General features: G+C 70.2%; 17 protein-coding genes. 6 read left to right on the top strand and 11 right to left on the bottom strand.

The genetic code is table 11. From position 1 onward, the window contains the following. Positions 1–142 precede the first annotated feature (142 nt). On the bottom strand, positions 143–2,218 hold the full coding sequence (gene pta, locus AB0M36_RS09265) for a phosphate acetyltransferase (protein ID WP_364154762.1): 2,076 nt from the start codon (positions 2,216–2,218) through the stop codon (positions 143–145). 253 nt (positions 2,219–2,471) lie between these two features. Here pta and AB0M36_RS09260 point away from each other — a divergent pair, with 253 nt between their 5' ends. Then, a complete protein-coding gene (locus AB0M36_RS09260; protein WP_364154759.1) occupies positions 2,472–2,843 on the top strand; it encodes an STAS domain-containing protein in 372 nt (123 codons plus the stop codon). 4 nt (positions 2,844–2,847) lie between these two features. Here AB0M36_RS09260 and AB0M36_RS09255 read toward each other — a convergent pair whose 3' ends face one another. From AB0M36_RS09255 to AB0M36_RS09210, 10 genes are all read right to left on the bottom strand, one after another. Then, complete coding sequence (locus AB0M36_RS09255) at positions 2,848–4,005, bottom strand: ANTAR domain-containing protein (RefSeq protein WP_364154756.1); 1,158 nt, start codon at positions 4,003–4,005, stop codon at positions 2,848–2,850. Between the two features lie 23 nt (positions 4,006–4,028). Next, on the bottom strand, positions 4,029–4,631 hold the full coding sequence (locus AB0M36_RS09250; protein WP_364155403.1) for an ANTAR domain-containing protein: 603 nt from the start codon (positions 4,629–4,631) through the stop codon (positions 4,029–4,031). A gap of 350 nt (positions 4,632–4,981) precedes the next feature. Beyond that, the gene (locus tag AB0M36_RS09245) at positions 4,982–5,911 is read right to left on the bottom strand and encodes an ATP-binding protein (RefSeq protein WP_364154753.1); all 930 of its coding nucleotides are present in this window, start codon (positions 5,909–5,911) and stop codon (positions 4,982–4,984) included. A 223-nt stretch (positions 5,912–6,134) separates the two neighbouring features. Then, positions 6,135–6,863: an AAA family ATPase gene (locus tag AB0M36_RS09240; RefSeq protein WP_364154750.1), complete on the bottom strand. Its 729-nt coding sequence runs from the start codon at positions 6,861–6,863 to the stop codon at positions 6,135–6,137. Beyond that, positions 6,853–7,032 carry a DUF6104 family protein gene (locus AB0M36_RS09235; protein ID WP_364154747.1) on the bottom strand — a complete coding sequence of 60 codons (180 nt, stop codon included), beginning with the start codon at positions 7,030–7,032 and terminating at the stop codon, positions 6,853–6,855. Before AB0M36_RS09235 ends, AB0M36_RS09240 begins: the two co-directional genes overlap by 11 nt. A gap of 28 nt (positions 7,033–7,060) precedes the next feature. Beyond that, entirely contained in the window at positions 7,061–7,858 is a 798-nt protein-coding gene (locus AB0M36_RS09230; RefSeq protein WP_364154744.1) for a class I SAM-dependent methyltransferase, read from the bottom strand. Between the two features lie 99 nt (positions 7,859–7,957). Then, positions 7,958–11,695 (bottom strand): multifunctional oxoglutarate decarboxylase/oxoglutarate dehydrogenase thiamine pyrophosphate-binding subunit/dihydrolipoyllysine-residue succinyltransferase subunit, encoded by a 3,738-nt coding sequence (locus AB0M36_RS09225; RefSeq protein ID WP_364155401.1) that lies wholly within the window; start codon positions 11,693–11,695, stop codon positions 7,958–7,960. A 165-nt stretch (positions 11,696–11,860) separates the two neighbouring features. Next, complete coding sequence (locus AB0M36_RS09220; protein ID WP_364154741.1) at positions 11,861–12,688, bottom strand: ABC transporter permease subunit; 828 nt, start codon at positions 12,686–12,688, stop codon at positions 11,861–11,863. Further along, positions 12,685–13,605 (bottom strand): ABC transporter ATP-binding protein, encoded by a 921-nt coding sequence (locus tag AB0M36_RS09215; protein WP_364155400.1) that lies wholly within the window; start codon positions 13,603–13,605, stop codon positions 12,685–12,687. The genes AB0M36_RS09220 and AB0M36_RS09215 overlap by 4 nt, the downstream gene beginning before the upstream one ends. A gap of 25 nt (positions 13,606–13,630) precedes the next feature. Continuing rightward, positions 13,631–14,287 (bottom strand): hypothetical protein, encoded by a 657-nt coding sequence (locus tag AB0M36_RS09210; RefSeq protein WP_364154739.1) that lies wholly within the window; start codon positions 14,285–14,287, stop codon positions 13,631–13,633. A gap of 104 nt (positions 14,288–14,391) precedes the next feature. On the opposite strand from AB0M36_RS09210, the gene AB0M36_RS09205 reads away from it, so the two are divergent. From AB0M36_RS09205 to AB0M36_RS09185, 5 genes are all read left to right on the top strand, one after another. Continuing rightward, on the top strand, positions 14,392–15,156 hold the full coding sequence (locus tag AB0M36_RS09205; protein ID WP_364154737.1) for a GNAT family N-acyltransferase: 765 nt from the start codon (positions 14,392–14,394) through the stop codon (positions 15,154–15,156). Further along, on the top strand, positions 15,153–15,785 hold the full coding sequence (locus tag AB0M36_RS09200; protein WP_364154734.1) for a lysophospholipid acyltransferase family protein: 633 nt from the start codon (positions 15,153–15,155) through the stop codon (positions 15,783–15,785). The genes AB0M36_RS09205 and AB0M36_RS09200 overlap by 4 nt, the downstream gene beginning before the upstream one ends. A gap of 67 nt (positions 15,786–15,852) precedes the next feature. Continuing rightward, a complete protein-coding gene (locus AB0M36_RS09195) occupies positions 15,853–16,569 on the top strand; it encodes a response regulator transcription factor (protein ID WP_364154731.1) in 717 nt (238 codons plus the stop codon). Between the two features lie 7 nt (positions 16,570–16,576). Further along, positions 16,577–18,133 (top strand): HAMP domain-containing sensor histidine kinase, encoded by a 1,557-nt coding sequence (locus AB0M36_RS09190; protein ID WP_364154729.1) that lies wholly within the window; start codon positions 16,577–16,579, stop codon positions 18,131–18,133. 82 nt (positions 18,134–18,215) lie between these two features. Then, positions 18,216–19,769 carry a trypsin-like peptidase domain-containing protein gene (locus AB0M36_RS09185; RefSeq protein ID WP_364154726.1) on the top strand — a complete coding sequence of 518 codons (1,554 nt, stop codon included), beginning with the start codon at positions 18,216–18,218 and terminating at the stop codon, positions 19,767–19,769. Positions 19,770–19,825 lie beyond the last annotated feature (56 nt).

The following is a 19,825-nucleotide window of genomic DNA, read 5'->3' as shown; positions in this document are numbered from 1 at the left end:
CCTTCCGATGCCGACCTCATCCCGCCGGGGGCGACCGGAACACCCGTCGGCGACCCCGGCTGGCGCGTGGCCACGGCCGCTGGGGAGTCGTCGAAGAGGCGGTACTTGACCGAGGACGAGCCACAATTCAAGACCAGGATCTTCATGCCCGGGCCTGGATCGCCGTGATGGCCACCGTGTTGACGATGTCCTTGACCGTCGCGCCTCGGGAGAGGTCGTTGACTGGGCGGCGGAGGCCCTGCATGACCGGGCCTACCGCGACGGCGTCGGCCGAGCGTTGGACCGCCTTGTAGGTGTTGTTGCCCGTGTTCAGGTCTGGGAAGACGAAGACCGTCGCCTTGCCGGCCACCGTGCTGTCCGGGAGTTTGGTGGCGGCGACCGCCGGGTCGATGGCCGCGTCGTACTGGATCGGGCCCTCGACCGGCAGGTCTGGGCGGCGGGCGCGGACCAGGGCGGTGGCCGCGGCGACCTTTTCGACGTCGGCGCCGGCGCCGGAGCTGCCTGTGGAGTACGACAGCATGGCCACTCGGGGCTCGATGCCGAAGGCCGCCGCGGTTTGGGCGGAGGAGAGGGCGATGTCGGCGAGTTGGGCGGCGTCGGGGTCGGGGTTGACGGCGCAGTCGCCGTAGACGAGGACGCGGTCGGTGAGCAGCATGAAGAAGACGCTCGAGGCGACCGAGACCTCGGGGATGGTCTTGATGATCTCGAAGGCGGGGCGGATGGTCGCGGCGGTGGTGTGGGTGGCTCCGGAGACCATGCCGTCGGCGAGGCCGGCGGCGACCATCATCGTGCCGAAGTAGTTGACGTCGCGGACCACGTCGTAGGCGAGGTCGAGGGGGACGGCCTTGTGTTTGCGCAGCTCCGCGTAACGCTCGGCGAAGGTGTCGCGCCAGCTGCTGGTGGCCGGGTCGACCAGGCGGGCGGCGCCGATGTCGAGGCCCAACTCGCGGGCTCGCCTGGTGATCTCGGCCGGGTCGCCGAGGAGGGTCAGGTCGGCGACGCCGCGGCGGAGCAGGGTGTCGGTGGCGCGCAGGATGCGCTCCTCGGTTCCCTCGGGCAGCACGAGGTGGCGGCGGTCGGCGCGGGCGCGGTCGATGAGGTCGTTTTCGAACATCAGCGGGGTGACCCGGCTGGAGCGGGTCACGTCGAGGAGCCCGTCGAGCTCGGCGGTGTCGACGTGTTCCTCGAAGGCGCCGAGCGCCGCCTCGATCTTGCGTGGGGTGACGGTGCTGAGCCGGGACTGGATGCGGCCGGCGGCACTGATCGTGTGGTAGCTGTCGGTCTGCACGACCAGCATCGCCAGGCCGGTGTTGAGCCGCTCGATGACCCGCACGGCGCGGGGGTCGGGGAACTCGCCGAGGGTCAGGACCAGCCCGGCGAGGGTCACATTGCCGGCGGCGTGCGCGGCGCTGGCCGCGACCAGCAGATCGGCCCGGTCGCCGGGGGTGATCACCAACGCGCCGTCGGTCAGGTGGTCGAGGAGGGCGGGCACGTGGGCCGCGCCGACGACGTAGTCCCGCACGTCGCGGTCGAGGGCGTCCTCGGTGCCGGTCACGACCATCGCGTCGAGGGCGGCCGCGACCTCGGCCACGGTCGGCGCCGCGACGGCCGGCACCTCAGGAATGGCCCAGACCGGCACGGGCAGGCCGTCCGGGGTCTCCACCCCGGCGGGCACCCGGTTTGCGATCACCGCCGGCACCGTCGCATGAAGATCGAGGAGCGAATGGTACGCCGACCGCACGGCCGCACCGAGCTCGGTCCTCCGCCCCTGACCACTGACGACGGGCAGGACCACGCTGCCGAACTCGGTGGCCAGCCGGGCGTTGAACGCGAGCTCGCGGGGAAGCTCGTCGTGGCCCTCGTCCTGCCCGTCGGCGAAGTCGCTGCCGATCACGACGACCGAGCCGCAGTCGCGCTCAAGGGCGCGATAGCGGTCGACGATGCGGGAGATGAGCTCCTCGCGTCGGCCGTCGGCGACCAGGGCGGCCGCCTCGGTCGCGGTGACGCCGAAGGAGTCGTCGTATCCGCCGGCCAGCGGGTAACGGCTGATCAGCAGGGTGAGCAGCGGATCCTCACCCGTGCCGGGAACCAGGGGGCGGAACACCCCGATGCGGGCGACCTTTCGCGACAGCAGCTCGACCAGCCCCAGCGCGACTGTTCCCTTGCCGACCGACGGACCGAGCCCGGCGACGTAGACGCTGCTTGCCACAAGCCTCAACGTACCGGCCCGGAAAGGATCGCGCCGGGGCTCGCACAAGCCTGTGGTTTGGAAGGTTCGTGCCGTCGTCGTACGGTGGAGGGCGCCGGTTTGGCGAGGCGGCCCCAGGTGGCGAGCCATCGGCCCGGACCCATCCTGGTCGGCAGGCGTTGCTCGCCCGGTGAGGCGGCCTCGGCCGCGGGGGACGGTGGCCCGCGGCCGGTCCGGGCGGCCGAGCCGGGCCGCCCGAGTTGTGCGCCAGGAACGACCGCCCTTGCCGGACGAGACACCTTCGATTTTCGACCCCGGAGCCGACTTCCGAGTGTCCGCAGCACCGGTGCGCGACGGCGTGCGTGCGGTGACCTTGTCCGGAAGCCTGGACTTCTCCGCTGTGGAACCGGTCTGGTCGAGGCTGCGCCAGTTGGTGGCGGGCACGTCGGTGCTGGCGTTGGATACGTCGCGGGTCGAGTTTTGCGACGCGGCCGGGTTGCGGCTGCTGATTCGGCTGCATGAGCAGGGAAGTGCCGAGGGGTGTCAGGTGGTGGTGTGCGCGGCGTCCCCAATGGTGGACTGGTTGTTGCGGCTGATGAGGCTCGCCGCCACGTTTGACTATCCTCCGGCCACGCAGCCCGACGGCGAGACCTGATGCTTCAGCCCGCTCCTGGGTGGCGCGCGTCCGTTGGTGGGCTGTTCAGGGCGTAGCGCAGCAGGAGGTGGGTGCCGGCGGTGCTGGTGTCGATGTCCAGGCTGGTGCAGATTCGATTGATCACCCAGAGGCCGCGTTCCTGACCTGAGCCGGTGTACGGGGAGCCGGTGTGCACCTGGAAGCCGGGGGGAAAGCCGGGGCCGTGGTCGCTGATCTCGGCGTAGAGACTCCCGGTGTGGCGCCACACGATGACGTGCCCGGTGCCGCCGCCGTGTTCGAGCGTGTTCACGGCGGCTTCGTGGATCGCCAGGGTGAACGCGGCCTGCTGCGACGAGGTCAGACCGTGCCGGGCTCCCGCGGTCTTGATCTCGTGGCGCAGCTCGCGCATCCCCCTGCCGTGGATGCGGCGAATCAGCAGGACCCGGCTGCGTCCGGGCTCCGGCTCCGGCCGGACCGATGTGAAGTCGCCGGTAGCGATGTCGGCGGCGACGTCGCTGAGCCGCCGCCCGGTGCGGTGGGCGTGGCGGCGCAGCTCGGTGAATGCGTCGGCCAGGTCCAGGTCGAGCAGTTCGGCGAGGAGGCCTTTGGCTTGTTCCACCACGACGCGGCTGGTCATGCTGTGCTGCAACTGCTCGGCCAGCACCTGCCGGTAGTCCACGGCGTGGTGTTGCACCAGGGCGAGGGCGGTGATGTTCGCCAAGGCCCGCGCGGTGCCGGTGTCGCCCTCCGGCAGGGCCCCGGGGGCAGTCGCGAACAGGTTGAGCACCCCGATGGTCTGGTCGCGCAGTTGGACCGGCACCGCGTGCACCGACCGGAACCCGGCCACCCGTGCCCGGGCGGCGAATTCCTTCCAGCGGGAATTCGCTTCGCGAAGATCGAGGTCAGCGACCGGCGTGCCGTCGGCGTAGCACTCGACGCAGGGTCCTTCATCGGCTTCCACCTCGAACAACTCCAGCAGGCGTGCCTGTTCCGACGACGACGCCATCACCCGCAGTCCGCCGCGCTGGTCGGCGAGCATCACCCCGGCCGCCTGCACCCCGGTCAGCTCGACGCAGCGGCCCGCGAGCGTGTGCAGGAAGTCCACCACGTCGAAGTCGCTCACCAGCGTGTCGGACAACTCGACGAATGCCTGCGCGAGCGCCTGCTCTCGTGACGTTTTCACCGCCGCCTCCCGGGGCCCCGTCCTCATGGTTGCGATTCTGTGGCATCGGCGTCCGAGCCGTCGGGCTCGTCGAACCGCAGCTGCCGGGCCACGACCTCGCCCGCGATCTCTTCCAAACCGGTCTCGCTGGCGTATGCGCGGGTGCGGAGCCGCAGGAATGCCTGCGCCATCGGGATGCGGAGCTGACCGCTGATCATGCCGGTGGCCTGATGCACCACCGCCCGGTGCGTGAACAGCTCCTCGCTGCCCCGCACCTCCGCGCCCGGCAGTTGCTCGGCCAGCAGTAACTCCAGCGCCGCGTCGGCGAAGGCCAGCGCCTCCGCCAACTGCGTGCCGGTCAGCACGCCCGGCTTCACCCGATAGAGGTCGAGCACACCGAGGCGTACCACACCCACCTGGAGTGGCAACGCGAACAACGCCCCTGCTCCCGCGTGGAGGACCCCTGGCGTGAACATCGGCCACCGCTGCCGCCACACCGCCGCGTCAAGGTCGGCGGCGAGCACCGCCTCACCGGCGGCGTGCGCGTCGTGGCAGGGCCCCTCGCCCAGGGTCACCTGCAGCTCTTCGATCTGGGTGCTGATCGCGTCACTGGTGTATCGGACCTGCTGCACCGGCATCGAGGCCATCACCGTCAAGCCGGCTCCATCCACCCCGGGCAGGCCGGACACGCACGCGTCGCACAGCCGTGCCACATCCGGACCATGTGTCGCGACCAACTGCGTCACCCGCTGCCGGTGATCGCGGCTAGTCACGACCGCGCCAGTCCCCGGGTACTTTCCACGATGTCAAAGAAATGGGCGCTGATCATGATCGGAGACCTCCGATCTTCTGCCTCGGCGCGACCATCACGAATTCGGACCTAGCAGCTCCAACGCCAGCATCCCACCGAAATGCGACCAACCGGTACGGCAGCTCGCCTTCACCCTACGCTGCGGGCCCCAAACCCCACACGCTCACCGGCGCACACCGCAACCAGTCACCGGTGGCGGCCGGAAATAGTCGCCCAGACGACTTTGCCGTCGTGGCTTGTGCGGGCGCCCCAGGTGGTGGCCGCGGCGTGAACCACACGCAGGCCGTCCCCGCGCCCCTCTGTGGAGCCGCGCCCTTCTGTGGAGCCGCGCCCTTCTGTGGAGCCGCGCCTTTCTGTGGAGCCGCGCCTTTCTGTGGAGCCGCGCCTTTCTGTGGAGCCGCGCCTTTCTGTGGAGCCGCGCCCCTCTGAGGAAGCCCCGGGATGCTGGCGAGAACGGTTCAGCAGAACGGGCAGTCTGGAGTCGTGGTCGTGGACGGCCAGGTACAGCCCGGCTCCACGGCGGGACACCGTCAGCCGCAGATCCGTCGCGGCATGCTCGATGGCGTTGGCGACGAGCTCGGACGCGATCGTGACGGCCGGGTGTCGCAGCGCTGCCAGCCTCCAGTCCTGGCAGGCCTGCGCGACCAGTTCGCGGGCGTGGGCGGCCGAGGCCGGCTCAGGTGGCAGCAACAGCTGCACGCGATCGGGCAGGAACAGTCCGCTGGCCAGCGTGGCGCGGGCCTCGGGCATGGTGGCGCAGGTCGACAGAAATGTCGTTGCTTTGAGCCTGCGCAGGCGGGTCGCGAGCGAGGTGGCCGGTGGGATGCACAATGCCAGCCGGACCGGCGGCCGCGGCATGCTGCCGGCCCGATGGGCGGCGAGCCACATTGGCGCGCTGTGTCCGCCCGGGTCGCCGAGGTCACGGAGGTCGACCAGCAGAGCGGTGGGGCGCTCGTCCAGGCATTGGTGAACACCGGAATGCAGATCAGCCGCGAGTTCACGATTCCAGCGGCCGTGCACCGCCAATTCCAGCGTCTCGCGGTCGGCGTCGCCAGTGATCGTCACCGATGCTTCGGGTTGGGACCTGTCACTCAAGTGGGGAGAGTTCGCGCCCATGACTGACCTCCGGAAGACCATGGCCTGCGCCCCAACATCTCATGATCCTGCCGCGCTTCTCCGGCGGGATCATCGATCGGCCATCACGAAAATGTCATGCCTAACTCTCATCACTGTTGCATCCAACGCAGATCGAAAACAGGTTGCGGCAACGAAGAAGTTTCTCGAAAGATGTCGATGATCGGCGAGCCCAATGCCGAAAAATCCCGTCCAGCGTGCTCAGTCACCGCAGTCCGCGCAGGTAGCCGCCGGGGCTCTCGAGAAAGCGGCGCCAGTGCGTGACGACTTCGAGGTCGTCCCAGTTCGTCCGCCGGATGCCGTGCTCGCCGAGCTCGAGGATCGTCGCCTCCGGCAGGGCGGTGAGCAGGGGGGAGTGGGTCGCGACCACGACCTGTGCGCCGTCCGCCCGCAGCGCGTCGAGCCGGGCGAGCAGGCCGAGCGTCGAGGTGAACGACAGCGGTGCCTCGGGCTCGTCCATCAGGTAGAAGCCGTAGCCGTGGAACTTGCGGGAGAGTAGTTCCTGGAAGCCTTCGCCGTGGCTGCGGTCGTGCAGGTCGAAGTCGGGGGATCCCGGCAGGTTCTCCAGGTAGGTGTAGAGCCCGTGCATGGTCTCGGCGCGCAGGAAGTAGCCGTTCGCCCGCCGTCCGGGGGTGCGGACGACCTTCAGCGCCTCGCCCAACGGCGACTCGGTGACCCGGCTGCTGTGCCGGACGGAGCGGGAGCCGCCCTCCGGGTTGAGCCCGTGAGCGACGGCGAGCGCCTCGATGAGCGTCGACTTGCCGGAGCCGTTCTCGCCGACCAGGAAGGTGACGCCGGCCGGGATGTTCAGGCCGTGGTCGAGGACGGCCGCGACGGCGGGGATCTTCGCCCACCACGCGTCCCGGCCGACCTCGATCTCCGGGTCCCGCTCGATCCGGCGTACGGGCCGGTCGCCGAGCGGGTTACTCCTCATCGTCCTCGTCATCGCGGGCCAGCCAGGTGGCGAACCGCTCGATCGGCGTCTCGAACTCCGGGTTGACGTCGACGAACGTCCGCAGCTGCTCGGCCACCCACTCGAGCGTGACGGTCTCCTCGCCACGCCGCTGGACCAGCTCTTCGATGCCTCTGTCCGTGAAGTACATGCCCTGGATAGTAGGGGCCGAGACCGGGTCAGCCGGCCTCGGGCTCCTGGCGGCGCAGCGCACCGAGGATCTTCCGGCGGTCGAACAGGAACTGCGGCTTCTGCCCGGTCCGGGTGGCGAAGTCGAGGTACGCCTTGGTGAGGTCGGCGTCGTCGCTGGCGAGGACACCGTTCACCGGGATCTTCGGCCACGCGGACTCGTACTCGAACATCTGGTTCGCGTAGCTGTGGTCGCTGTCGTGCTGGAACATGTCGATGGTCTCGAGCTTGGCGATGGCCTCGGTGAAGCTGCGCCGCGGGTCCTTGGCGTCGCTGATCGTGAGGTTCCACTGCTCGTGGCCGCGGACCAGGTTGCCCGCCTCGGCCCGGACGTCGAAGCTGTGCAGCATGCCGTTTCCGTTGCGCTCGAGGGCGCTGAGGATCATGAACGACGACCGCCCGTCGGCTACGCCGGTCTCCACGACATTGCCGGGTCGGAGCAGTCGGACGAGGCCGTACAGGGCCAGGCCGGTGCCCTGCTCCACGCCCCAGCGCGGCGGGAAGACGGTCTCGGTCTGCTCGTAGCGCTCGTCCAGGCGGGCGTACACCTCGTCGAACTCGTCCGCGACCTTCGCCACCTCGTCGGCCTGCCAGCCGAGCGCTTCGAGGAACGCGGTGGGCGTCGACTCCAGATAGACGCTCAGCTTGGTGAAGTCGTGCAGCGTCGGCGGCTGGGGTGCCGGCTTCGGCGGGGCCTTTTTCTTAGGCGGCTTCGGCGGCTGGTACTTGCGAACCTCGTAGCCGGTGAGCCGGCGAAGCGACGAGTTTATGATCTTGCGCACAGACATGCCCGCAACTTACGCGGGACAGGTTGCCAAAAACAGTCAGATGCGCAAAGACGACGGACGTCCCACGATGGTGGGACGCCCGTCACCTCGTTGTCTCGATCAGGGTCGCGGCAGGGCGGCCTCGACCAACGCGGACTGCTCCGCCTCGTGCATCTTGGCCGAGCCGACCGCCGGGGCGGCCGCCGCCGGGCGGGAGATGCGGCGCAGCCGGACGCCCTCGAGGTGCTCCAGCAGGTTGAGCGCCACGAAGGACCACGCGCCCTGGTTGGCCGGCTCCTCCTGCACCCAGGCGAAGTCCTCCGCCTCGGGGTACTGGCTCAGCACGGCCTTGAGCTCCTCGACCGGCAGCGGGTAGATCTGCTCCATCCGGATGATCGCCGTGTCGGTGTTGCCCCGCTCGGCACGAGCCTGGAACAGGTCGTAGTAGACCTTGCCCGAGCAGAGCAGGACCCGCTTGACCGCCGAGGCGTCCAGCGGCGTGCCGTTGATGCCGGCGTCGCCCAGGACCGGCTGGAACGTGCCGTTGGTGAAGTCGTCGACCGACGACACCGCCAGCTTGTGGCGCAGCAGCGACTTCGGCGAGAAGACGATCAACGGCTTGCGCTTGCTGGACAGGGCCTGGCGGCGCAGCAGGTGGAAGTAGCTGGCCGGGGTGGTCGGGTTGGCCACCCGCATGTTGTCCTGCGCGCAGAGCTGCAGGAACCGCTCGGGCCGGCCGGACGAGTGGTCCGGACCCTGGCCCTCCATGCCGTGCGGGAGCAGGAGCACCAGCGACGACTGCTGACCCCACTTGGCCTCGCCGGAGGAGATGAACTCGTCGACGATCGACTGGGCGCCGTTGACGAAGTCGCCGAACTGGGCCTCCCAGAGAACCAGCGCGTCCGGGTTCTCCACCGAGTAGCCGTACTCGAAGCCCATCGCGGCGTACTCGCTGAGCAGCGAGTCGTGGACGAAGAAGCGGGCGGTGCCGGTGGCCAGGGTGGACAGCGGCAGGAAGTCATCGCCGGTCTTGGCGTCGACGATCGAGGCGTGCCGCGACACGAACGTGCCCCGGCGCGAGTCCTGGCCGGCCAGCCTGACGGTGACGCCCTGGTTGAGCAGCGAGCCGAACGCGATCAGCTCGCCGAAGCCCCAGTCGATGCCGCCGCCGGTGGACATCTTGACGCGCCGCTCGAGGAGCTGCTGCACCCGCTTGTGCGGGGTGAAGCCCTCCGGCAGCTCGATGTGCGCCTGGCCCACCGACTTGACCACGGCCGCGTCGACCGCGGTCTCGACCTGGGGCTCCGGCGCGTCAGCCGGGGCCGGGCGCACCCGCGGCGGCGATCCCGCCGTGTCCCGGGTCGCCTTGAACACCTGCTCGAGCTGCGACTGGTAGTCGCGCAGCTGCTCCTGTGCGTCGTCCACGGTGATGTCGCCGCGGCCGATCAGCTCCTCGGTGTAGAGCTTGCGGACCGAGCGCTTGGTGTCGATGATCTCGTACATCCGCGGGTTGGTCATCGACGGGTCGTCGCCCTCGTTGTGGCCGCGGCGGCGGTAGCAGACGAGGTCGATGACGACGTCCTTGTTGAACGCCTGGCGGTATTCGAAGGCGAGCTTGGCCACCCGGACGACGGCCTCCGGGTCGTCGCCGTTCACGTGGAAGATCGGCGCCTGGATCATGCGGGCCACGTCGGTCGAGTAGAGCGACGAGCGGCTGTACTCCGGGGCGGTGGTGAAGCCGACCTGGTTGTTGACCACGACGTGGACCGTGCCGCCGGTGCGGTAGCCGCGCAGCTGGGAGAGGTTCAGCGTCTCGGCGACCACGCCCTGACCGGCGAACGCGGCGTCGCCGTGCACCAGCACCGGCAGCACCGTGTATCCGTGCAGGCCGAGGTCGAGGCGGTCCTGCTTGGCGCGGACGATGCCCTCGAGCACCGGGTCGACGGCCTCGAGGTGCGAGGGGTTGGCGACCACGCTGACGGTGGTGGCGTTCTCGCCGTCGGGCGTCGTGTACTTGCCGGTCTGGCCGAGGTGGTACTTCACGTCACCCGAGCCGTGCGCCGACTTCGGGTCCATCTGACCCTCGAACTCGTTGAAGATCTTTTCGTACGGCTTACCGACGATGTTCGCGAGCACGTTGAGCCGGCCGCGGTGGGCCATGCCGATGACCATCTCGTCGAGGCCCGCCTCGGCCGACGACTGCAGCACGGCGTCGAGCAGCGGGATCAGCGACTCGCCGCCCTCGAGCGAGAACCGCTTCTGCCCGACGAACTTGGTCTGCAGGAAGGTCTCGAACGCCTCGGCGGCGTTGAGCCGGTTGAGGACGTGCTTCTGCTCGTCCTGGTTCGGCTTGGTGTACTTGATCTCGATGCGGTCCTGGATCCAGCGCCGTTCCTCGGGGCCCTGGATGTGCATGTACTCGATGCCGACCCGGCGGCAGTAGGTGTCGCGCAGCACGCCGAGCACGTCGCGCAGCCGCATCTTCTGCTTGCCGCCGAAGCCGCCGACCGGGAAGGTCCGGTCCAGGTCCCACAGGGTAAGCCCGTGCTGGAGCACGTCCAGGTCGGGGTGCCGGCGGATCTTGAACTCGAGCGGGTCGGTGTCGGCCATCAGGTGACCGCGCACCCGGTACGCGTGGATCAGCTCGACCACCCGCGCGGCCTTGTCGATCTGCCCCTCGGAGGTCCGGGCGACGTCGCGCACCCAGCGCACCGGCTCGTACGGAATCCGCAGCGACGTGAAGATGTCGTCGTAGAACGAGTGCTCGCCGAGCAGGAACTCGTGCATCGACTTGAGGAACTCGCCGGACTGCGCACCCTGGATGACCCGGTGGTCGTAGGTGCTGGTCAGCGTGGTGACCTTGCTGACGCCGTGCTCGGTGAGGGTCTCGTCGGACATGCCGGAATACGGCGCCGGGTATTCCATCGCGCCCACGCCGATGATGGCGCTCTGGCCGGTCATCAGCCGCGGGATGGAGTGCACGGTGCCGATGCCGCCGGGGTTGGTCAGCGAGATCGTCGTCCCGGCGTAGTCGTCCATGGTCAGCTCGTTGCGGCGGGCGCGCCGGACGATGTCCTCGTACGCCTGCCAGAACTGCCGGAAGTCCAGCTGCTCACAGTTCTTGACCGACGGCACGACGAGCGTGCGCGAGCCGTCCTTCTTGACGAGGTCGATGGCGATGCCGAGGTTGATGTGCTCCGGCGCGACGAGGGCGGGCTTGCCGTCGACCTCGGCGAAGGAGTTGTTCATCTCCGGATGGGCCATGACCGAGCGGACCAGCGCCCACCCGATGAGGTGGGTGAAGCTGACCTTGCCACCGCGGCCCCGGGCCAGGTGGTTGTTGATGACGATGCGGTTGTCGACCAGCAGCTTGGCCGGCACGGCGCGCACCGAGGTGGCGGTCGGCACCTCGAGGGAGGCGCCCATGTTCTGCACGATCTTGGCGGCGACGCCACGCAGCGTGGTCACCTTTGCGTCGGCCGGGACGCCACCGTTGGCGGCGGCCTTGGCGGGCGCCGGTGCGGCCTTCGGCGTGGCCGGTGCCGCCGCGGGGGCGGACGCCGGGGTCGTGGCCGGCGCGGCCGGGACGGTCGGCTTCTCGGGCGCGACCGTCGCGGCGGCGGGTGCGTCGGTGCCTGCCTTCGCGGCGGTGGCCTTCGCGTTGGCGGCCGTGGCCTCGTCAGGCGTCGCGATCGAGCCCGCCGCCGTGGCCGGCTTGTAGTCGGCGAAAAAGTCGTGCCAGGCCGGGTCGACGCTGGTGGGGTCGGCCAGATAGCGCTGGTACATCTCGTCGACGATCCACTCGTTGGGACCGAAATCCGCGAGTGGATTCTCATGCGAGGTCTGCTGGGTCGACACTTCCGTGTTCGCCTCTTTCACCATGTTGTCAGCACGCGACGTTCGTCACAGAGCACGAAGGATTCGGCGTCAAGGCTACGCCGTGGCATCGGCGTAGCCATTCGGACGTCCGGACTGTGACCTAGGGAATGAGATCGAAGGGGCTGGTGTGACGTGGCTGACGCCTCAGGAGACGTCGCGGCGCTTCGCGATCCAGGTGCCGAGCACGCCCGCGATCAGGGCGTAGCCGATCAGGACCACCACGCCCACCCACTGCGGCGGACTGCCGGGCAGCTCCTTGCCCGACACCATGAGGTCGGACGCCATCGTGGGGACGAGGACCTGGAGCTTGTTGATCCCCTCGCCGAACTGTGAGGTCAGCAGGAAGAAGAGAAGCGAGGTGCCGAACGTGCCGATCACGTACACCGAGCTCAGCGTGATCGTCGCGCCGAGCTGGCTGCGGATCAGGATGCCGGCGCCGACGCCGAGGATCGCCCAGAGCGCATAGGCCAACCCGTTGAGCCCGATCGCCCGCCACACCGCCGGCTCGCCGAGCTGAAGGTCGACCTTGAGCACGGTCAGCAGGATCGGAGCGGCGATCAGGTTGAGCACCGTGGTGACCAGCCAGAAGATCAGTCCGAGGATGACCGACGCGACCAGCTTCGCCAGGACCACCGCCTCGCGGCGGGGGGTCAGCAGGAACGTGGTGGTCGCGGTCTGATGGAAGTACTCGTTGGTCACCACGATCGTGGCGAGCATGAGCACCATCAGCAGTCCCAGGAACTGCCCGCTCGTGTAGAGGGTGCTCGCGATGTTCACCGGATCCGCGGACGCGACGATCTGGTCGGCCCCGTCTCCTTCCAGGCCTCCGTCCGCGGTCATCTGCGTCAACTGGTAGCTCTCGCCCCAGTTCCAGAGCACGGCGAGGATCCACAGCACGAAGGTGACGATTCCGAAGATCCACCAGGTGTTGGTCGTGCGGATCTTGAGTAGTTCGGCTCGGACCAGGTTCATCGTATGCCCGCCTTTCCGGCCGTCAGCTGCAGGAACACCTGTTCCAGGTCGGCCTTCTCGCCGGTGAGCTCGTGCAGCTCGATCCCGGCGGTGAAGGCGATGTTGCCCACCCGGGCCGCCTCGAGGCCGGACACCGCCAGGGCGCCGTCGGGCAGGGCGGTGACTGTGGCCTGCTGAGCGGTGAGTGCCGTGGCCAGGTCGGCGGCACGCGGGCTGCGCACCCGGACCTGGGCCAGCCCGGCCATCGAGCCGAGCACCTCGTCGACCGGCCCCTGGCGGACGAGCCTGCCCGCGGCGATGATCACGACGTCGTCGGCCAGCTGCTGCATCTCGCCGAGCAGGTGGCTGGAGACCAGCACCGTGCGGCCCTCGGCCGCGAGGAACTTGAGCAGGTCGCGCATCCAGCGGATGCCCTCGGGGTCGAGGCCGTTGGCGGGCTCGTCGAGGATCAGCACCTTCGGGTTGCCCAGCAGCGCGGCCGCGATGCCCAGCCGCTGCTTCATGCCCAGCGAGTAGCCCTTGAACTTGCGCTTCGTGGCCGAGTCCAGCCCGACCCGGCTGATCGCCTCGTCGGCGGCCTGGCTCGGCAGCCCGGCCGCGGCGCAGATGAAACGCAGGTGGTTGATGCCGGTGCGGCCCTTGTGCGCGCTGGACGCCTCGAGGACCGCCCCGACGTGGCGGATCGGCTCGTCCAGGTCGACGTAGCGGACCCCGGAGAACGTGGCGGTGCCGGCGGTGGGTCGGACCAGGCCGAGCATCATCCGCAGCGTGGTGGTCTTGCCGGCGCCGTTGGGACCGAGGAATCCGGTCACCCGACCCGGGCGGACGGTGAACGACAGGTTGTCGACCGCCCGCAGTTGCTTGTATTGCTTGGTGAGTTGGGAGACCACGATCTCCCCATTGCCGGCCGTCAACAGTCCGCCCTCCCGGTCATCGAATAGATCAACTTACCGGTTTTACCGCGATCCAGGTGGCCCGTCCGCGGGCGAGCCGCGCGCCGTCTGGGGCATACACCGTCGAATCGACCACGGCCTTGCGGCCCTCCGCGCTCACCGGGGCCCCGACGACCACGCACCGGTCGCCCGGCGCGGGCAGGGCGTCGACCGCCACGGTGATCCGGCCGAGCACGAAGACGCGGCCGGTCTGCAGCGCGGACCAGCCGCCCGGGCAGTCGAGCGCCGCCCACATCGTCGCCACGGTGACGTCCGGCGGGACCTCCCACGCGGCCGCCATCCGTCCGTCCGGCAGCGGGCCGGGAAAGATGCGCAAGCCGCCGGGGTGCTCCGGTCCGCAGACGTAGCAGCCGGGGAACGGATGCTCCGCGAAACCCGGGTAGGGGCCCGCGTCGGCGGGAGCCGCGCTCGGCACCCCCGGGCCGGCGTCGGCATCCGGCGTCACCTCGGCGACGAGCGTGCCCGCCGGATCGAGCACCTTGGTGCCCGACAGGATCAGCGGGGTCTCCAGCGGCGGCGGCACGCGCAGGGTCACCTCGAACGCCCGGCCGTCGGCGCCCGCGCCGGCCTCGACGGCGAAGGTGCCTGCGGAAAAGCCGCCGTTGCCGGAACCGGGAGGACCGTTGAAGCGGGCGGGGATCAGCATGGCCAGACCATCTCACGTCGGTACGACAATGCGTTCACTTACCGGCCATCCGCCGCCACCCGGTGCGCTACGCACCCGGCAATCGCGAGCCTTACACAGATCTCATGACGGTATTGATGACCGCCGCCGCACCCACCGGGACCAGCGGCTATTCGCTTCTCATCGCCGACGACCCCGCCCAGGTCGCGGCCGCGCAGCGCCTGCGCCACGACGTCTTCGCCACCGAGCTCGGCGCCACCCTGCGGGGGGCCACGCCCGACGGGCGGGACCGCGACGAGTTCGACGAGTTCTGTGACCACCTGATCGTGCGCGACGACGCGACCGGCGACGTGGTCGGCACCTACCGGATGCTGACGCCCCGGGCCGCCGAGCGCGCCGGGCGCCGCTACGGCGACGGCGAGTTCGTCATGAGCCAACTGAGCCCCCGGCGGGACCAGCTCGTGGAGACCGGCCGGTCCTGCGTGCACCCCGACCACCGCTCCGGCGCGGTGGTCAACCTGATGTGGGCCGGCATCGCCCGCTACATGCATCTGCACAACCTGCGCTGGCTGGGCGGTTGTGCCTCGGTGCCGCTCGCCGATGGCGGGCACACCGCCGCGGGCGTCTGGGCGCGGGTACGCGACAAGCACCTGTCCCCGCCGGCACTGCGGGTGCGGCCGCGCCGGAGCTGGCTCGCCCGGACCACGCTCGTCGGGGACCCCCGAGTGCAGCCACCGCCGCTGCTCAAGGGTTACCTGCGGTTGGGGAGCTGGGTGTGCGGCGAGCCGGCGTACGACCCGGACTTCGACTGCGCCGACTTCTACGTGCTGTTCTGCATGGACCGGATGGACGCCCGTTACCGGCGGCACTTCCTGGGAGCGACCCGATGAGCTGGCAGCCGGTGTCGTCGTGCGGGCCGAGGTGCCGGCCGGGCGGGGACGAGGCCGTGAGCGGGGTCGCCACGGTGTTGCGGTTGGGTGCGGCCGCCGCCGTACTTATCGGGGGATTGGTCCTGGTGCCGCTGCTGCGTGGCCGCGCGATCCGGACGGTGGCCCGCGGTCTGCTCGCGGCCCTGGGGGTGCGGTTGGTCTGGCGCGGACGCACGCCGCACACGGGCAGCTTGCTCGTCGCCAACCACGTGTCCTGGCTCGACGTGCTGGCGTTGCTGGCCGTGGCGCCGGTCACGCTGGTCGCGAAGCGCGAGGTCCGCGGTTGGCCGTTGGTGGGTGCGATGGCGCGGGCGGCGGGAGCGATCTTCGTCGACCGGGACCGGCCGAGGCGCCTGCCGGAGACGGTGGCGGAGGTCGCCGCGGCGCTGCGGGCCGGTCGCTCGGTCGCGGCCTTTCCGGAGGGCACGACGTTCTCGGTACGCCGGGTAGCGGCCCTGCGGGGGCTGACCGTGACCCTCGTCGGCAGCCCGGCGTTGCGTCCCGAGCCGGGCGCCGACCGGCGGTTCCTGGCCCGGGCGGCGCAGGTCTCCGCCGGAATCCGGGCGACGACCTTCGATCTTGCCGCCTAGCGGGCTCACAGAAAACTTTCAGGCGGCGTGCAGCGACGGCGCAGCGATCTGCGTGAAGATGGTGCCCATGGCCGCCACACAGACCCAGGGCAAGCAGAGCGAGGCGAAGCTTCTCGTCGTCGAGGACGACGCGAACATCCTCGAGCTGCTCTCCGCCAGCCTGCGTTTCGCCGGGTTCGACGTCAGCACCGCGACCAGCGGCAGCGCCGCCGTGAGCGCGGCCAAGAGCGCCACCCCCGACCTCGTCGTCCTCGACGTGATGCTGCCCGACCTCGACGGCTTCGAGGTCATCCGGCTCATGCGCGAGGGCGGCGCCCGCACGCCGGTCGTCTTCCTGACCGCCCGCGACGGCACCGACGACAAGATCCGGGGCCTGACCCTCGGCGGCGACGACTACGTGACCAAGCCGTTCAGTCTGGAAGAGCTCACGGCGCGCATCCGGGCCGTGCTGCGCCGCACCAACGCCGGCGACGAGGAGCCCTCGCGCCTGGTCTTCGCCGACCTCGAGCTCGACGAGGAGACGCACGAGGTCTACCGCGCCGGCCAGCGCGTGCAGCTCTCGCCGACGGAGTTCAAGCTGTTGCGCTACCTGATGCTCAACGCCAACCGGGTGCTGTCGAAGGCGCAGATACTCGACCACGTGTGGAAGTACGACTTCCGGGGCGACGACAACATCGTGGAGTCGTACATCTCGTACCTGCGGCGCAAGGTGGACAACGTGCAGCCTCGCCTGATCCACACGCTCCGCGGCGTCGGGTACGTCCTGCGCAAACCCGCGGCCTGAGCCACCGGTGACCCTCACCGAACGGGTCCGCGGTCACGTCCCGCTGCAGACCGGGCTCCGCCGCGTGCCCCTGCGCACCAAGCTGGTCGCGGCCGTGCTCGTCCTGGTCTTCGCCGCGCTCACCCTGATCAGCGCCGCCAGCACGTACGCGCTGCACAGCTACATGATCGGCCGCCTGGACGCGCAGCTCTGGCGGTTCACCGAGCTGGTCGACGAGCGGCCTCCCAACGTATCGATCATCCTGCCCGCCGACTACTACTACAACCTGACCACGGTCGACGGCGTCGGCAACCCACAGGACGAGAAGTACGATCCGTCGCTCCAGCGCTCGCAGCTCCCGCCCCTGGTCAAGGGGCTCGACGTCGTCAACCGGCACGTCGACCAGCCGTACACGGTGAGCTCCGCCGACGGCCAGGTCCACTGGCGGATGCTGATCACCTACGTGGACGGGTCGGTGCTGCACGTCGGGCAGCGGCTGGTCGGGATCGACGACGCGATCTCGCGACTCATCTGGGTGGACGTGCTCGTCGGGGCCGGGGTGCTCTTCGCCCTCGCCGCGATCGGCGCCGCCATCGTCCGGCAGAGCCTGATCCCGCTGTTGCAGATCGAGCGCACAGCCGCGGCCATCGCGGCCGGGGACCTCACCCAGCGGGTGCCGGACCCCGAGCCCGACGAGGGGGAGCCGCAGACCGAGCTGGGCCGGCTGTCCCGGGCGCTGAACGCGATGCTCGCCCAGATCGAAGCGGCCTTCACCGCCCGCGCCCTGTCCGAGACCGCCGCCCGGGCCGCCGAGTCGCAGGCCCGCGACGCCGCCGAGGCCGCCCGCGCCTCCGAGGCGCGGGCGGTGCGTTCCGAGTTGAAGATGCGGCAGTTCATCGCGGACGCCTCGCACGAGTTGCGGACGCCGCTGACGTCGATCCGCGGGTTCGCCGAGCTCTACCGCCAGGGCGCGGTGGCCGCACCCGAGGACACGGCCCGCATCCTGCGCCGGATCGAGGACGAGGCCGCCCGCATGGGCCTGCTCGTGGAGGATCTGCTGCTGCTCGCCCGGCTGGACCGGGAGCGACCGGTCACCCTCGCACCGGTGGAGCTTCCTGTGCTCGCGCTGGACGCCGTGCACGCCGCACAGGTCACCGCGCCCGACCGGAGGATCGAGATCGACATGCGCGACGAGCCGGAGCGGCTGATCGCGTACGGGGACGACGCGCGCCTGCGGCAGGTCATCGGCAACCTCATGACCAACGCCCTCGTGCACACGCCGCCGGAGGCCTCCGTGACGCTGTCACTGCTGACCGCGCCGGGCGACCAGGTGGTGATCGAGATCGCCGACACCGGCCCCGGGCTCAAGCCCGAGCAGCGCGAACACGTCTTCGAGCGGTTCTACCGGGTGGACGAGGCGCGGACCCGGCGCACCGACCGGGAGGCCACCGGCACGGGCCTCGGCCTGGCCATCGTGGCAGCGATCGTACGGGCCCACCACGGCACCGTGGAGGTCGTCAGCGAACCCGGCGAAGGCGCCACGTTCCGGGTGTCCCTGCCCGCCCTCGTTCCCGACGAATCCTGATCTTTCCGACGGTTCGGCATTCACAGAAAACGTTCAGGGCGAACACAGGTCTGTCGGAGCGCTTCAGGGCAATGTTGATCCTATGAACGAGCCCGAGACCAACCCGCCGCACGAGCACTCCTCGCCCGAGGAGCCGTCGCACCGGCCCGTGGACGCCTCTTCCGCAGGCAGCAGCCCGGAGCGGGGAGAGTCCGACACGACGGTTCAGCAGCCCGCGCTGAACCCGCCGGCGTCCTGGCAGCCCCAGCCCGGCCAGCACCAGCCCCAGCCCGGCCAGCCCCACTCCGCATCGCCCGCTCCGGCGCCGCCCGCTCCCGCGCCGTCCACTCCGGCGCATCCCGCTCCGCCGCACCCCGGCGTGCCGCAGCCGGGCATGGGGCAGCCCGGGCAGTGGGCCGGCTCGCCGTGGCAGCAGCCGTACCCCGGTCAGCAGTACCCGCCGCACCCGGGTCAGCCCCAGCCGGCCACCGAGGGGCATTGGAACGGCGCCCCCAGCGCCCCGATCTGGGCGAGCGCCGTCGGCACCGAGCCGCAGCGTGACCCGGCGCGCGCCGGCCGCGCCCGCCGGACCGTCGCCGGGGTGGCCGCCGCCGTCGCGATCGCCCTCGGTGCGGGTGGCGTCGGCGCCGCCACCGCGCTCGCTCTGGTCGACAACAACGGCACGGCCACGGTGAAGAGCAGCGACGCCGCGGTAACACAGGTCATCGACCGCTCCTCGCTCGCGCAGATCGTCGCCGCGGTGAAGGACAGCGTCGTCTCGATCACGACGCAGAGCGGCGAGGGCTCCGGCGTCGTGCTCAACGGCGAGGGCTTCATCGTCACCAACAACCACGTGGTCGCCAACGCCCAGAGCACCGGGGTCACGGTCGTCTTCGCGAACGGCAAGCAGGCGAAGGGCACGGTCACCGGCACCGATCCGCGTACGGACCTGGCCGTGGTCAAGGTCGAGGGTGTCGACGGCCTCAAGCCCGCCACGTTCGGGTCCAGCGCCGACATGCGGGTGGGTGACACCGTGCTCGCGCTGGGCAGCCCGCTGGGCCTGGAGGGGTCGGTGACCGAGGGCATCATCAGCGCCAAGGACCGCACCATCCGCGCCGGTGGCCAGGAGCAGACGCCGCAGAACCCGTTCGGCGGGCAGCAGCAACAGCAGTCGTCGGGCGCGACCTCGATGTCCGGCCTGTTGCAGACCGACGCCCCGATCAACCCGGGCAACTCGGGCGGCGCGCTGGTCAATACCAACGGGCATGTAATCGGCATCAACTCGGCCATCGCCACCTCGGGCACCAGCTCCGGCAACATCGGCCTGGGCTTCGCGATCCCGAGCGACAAGGCGACGGCCGTCGCCAAGGCCCTGATGAAGGGCGAGAAGGTCAGCCACCCGGCGCTGGGCGTCAGCGTCAACGCGGCCGAGGGCGGCGGCGCCCTGGTCAGCCTGGTCAGCCCGAACAGCGCGGCGGCGAAGGCCGGGCTGGAGCAGGGCGACGTCATCAAGTCGGTGAACGGAAAGCCGATCAACGACTCCGATGACCTCGTGGCGATCATCCAGGCCGGCAAGGTCGGCGACAGCGTCGCCATCACGTTCACCCGCAACGGACAGGAGCAGAAGGTCAGCGCCACGCTGGCCGAGGCCTCCTGACCTCGCGAGCCCACGTGGTGCCGCTCGGGCCATCGGGCCGGCACCGCCTCCCCAGT

The sequence above is a fragment of the Actinoplanes sp. NPDC051346 genome, assembly GCF_040682215.1.
Lineage (GTDB): Bacteria > Actinomycetota > Actinomycetes > Mycobacteriales > Micromonosporaceae > Actinoplanes.
Note: the sequence above shows the minus strand (reverse complement) of the source record. Positions and strands in the feature narration are given on the sequence as shown.

Excerpts from the sequence above, each read along its gene's own strand:
- AB0M36_RS09220 (WP_364154741.1), bottom strand. The coding sequence starts at position 12,688 with ATGAACCTGGTCCGAGCCGAACTACTCAAGATCCGCACGACCAACACC.
- AB0M36_RS09200 (WP_364154734.1), top strand. The coding sequence starts at position 15,153 with ATGAGCTGGCAGCCGGTGTCGTCGTGCGGGCCGAGGTGCCGGCCGGGC.
- AB0M36_RS09240 (WP_364154750.1), bottom strand. The coding sequence starts at position 6,863 with ATGAGGAGTAACCCGCTCGGCGACCGGCCCGTACGCCGGATCGAGCGG.
- AB0M36_RS09185 (WP_364154726.1), top strand. The coding sequence starts at position 18,216 with ATGAACGAGCCCGAGACCAACCCGCCGCACGAGCACTCCTCGCCCGAG.
- AB0M36_RS09205 (WP_364154737.1), top strand. The coding sequence starts at position 14,392 with ATGACGGTATTGATGACCGCCGCCGCACCCACCGGGACCAGCGGCTAT.
- AB0M36_RS09250 (WP_364155403.1), bottom strand. The coding sequence starts at position 4,631 with ATGGCCTCGATGCCGGTGCAGCAGGTCCGATACACCAGTGACGCGATC.
- AB0M36_RS09230 (WP_364154744.1), bottom strand. The coding sequence starts at position 7,858 with ATGTCTGTGCGCAAGATCATAAACTCGTCGCTTCGCCGGCTCACCGGC.
- AB0M36_RS09195 (WP_364154731.1), top strand. The coding sequence starts at position 15,853 with ATGGCCGCCACACAGACCCAGGGCAAGCAGAGCGAGGCGAAGCTTCTC.
- AB0M36_RS09245 (WP_364154753.1), bottom strand. The coding sequence starts at position 5,911 with ATGGGCGCGAACTCTCCCCACTTGAGTGACAGGTCCCAACCCGAAGCA.
- AB0M36_RS09210 (WP_364154739.1), bottom strand. The coding sequence starts at position 14,287 with ATGCTGATCCCCGCCCGCTTCAACGGTCCTCCCGGTTCCGGCAACGGC.
- AB0M36_RS09235 (WP_364154747.1), bottom strand. The coding sequence starts at position 7,032 with ATGTACTTCACGGACAGAGGCATCGAAGAGCTGGTCCAGCGGCGTGGC.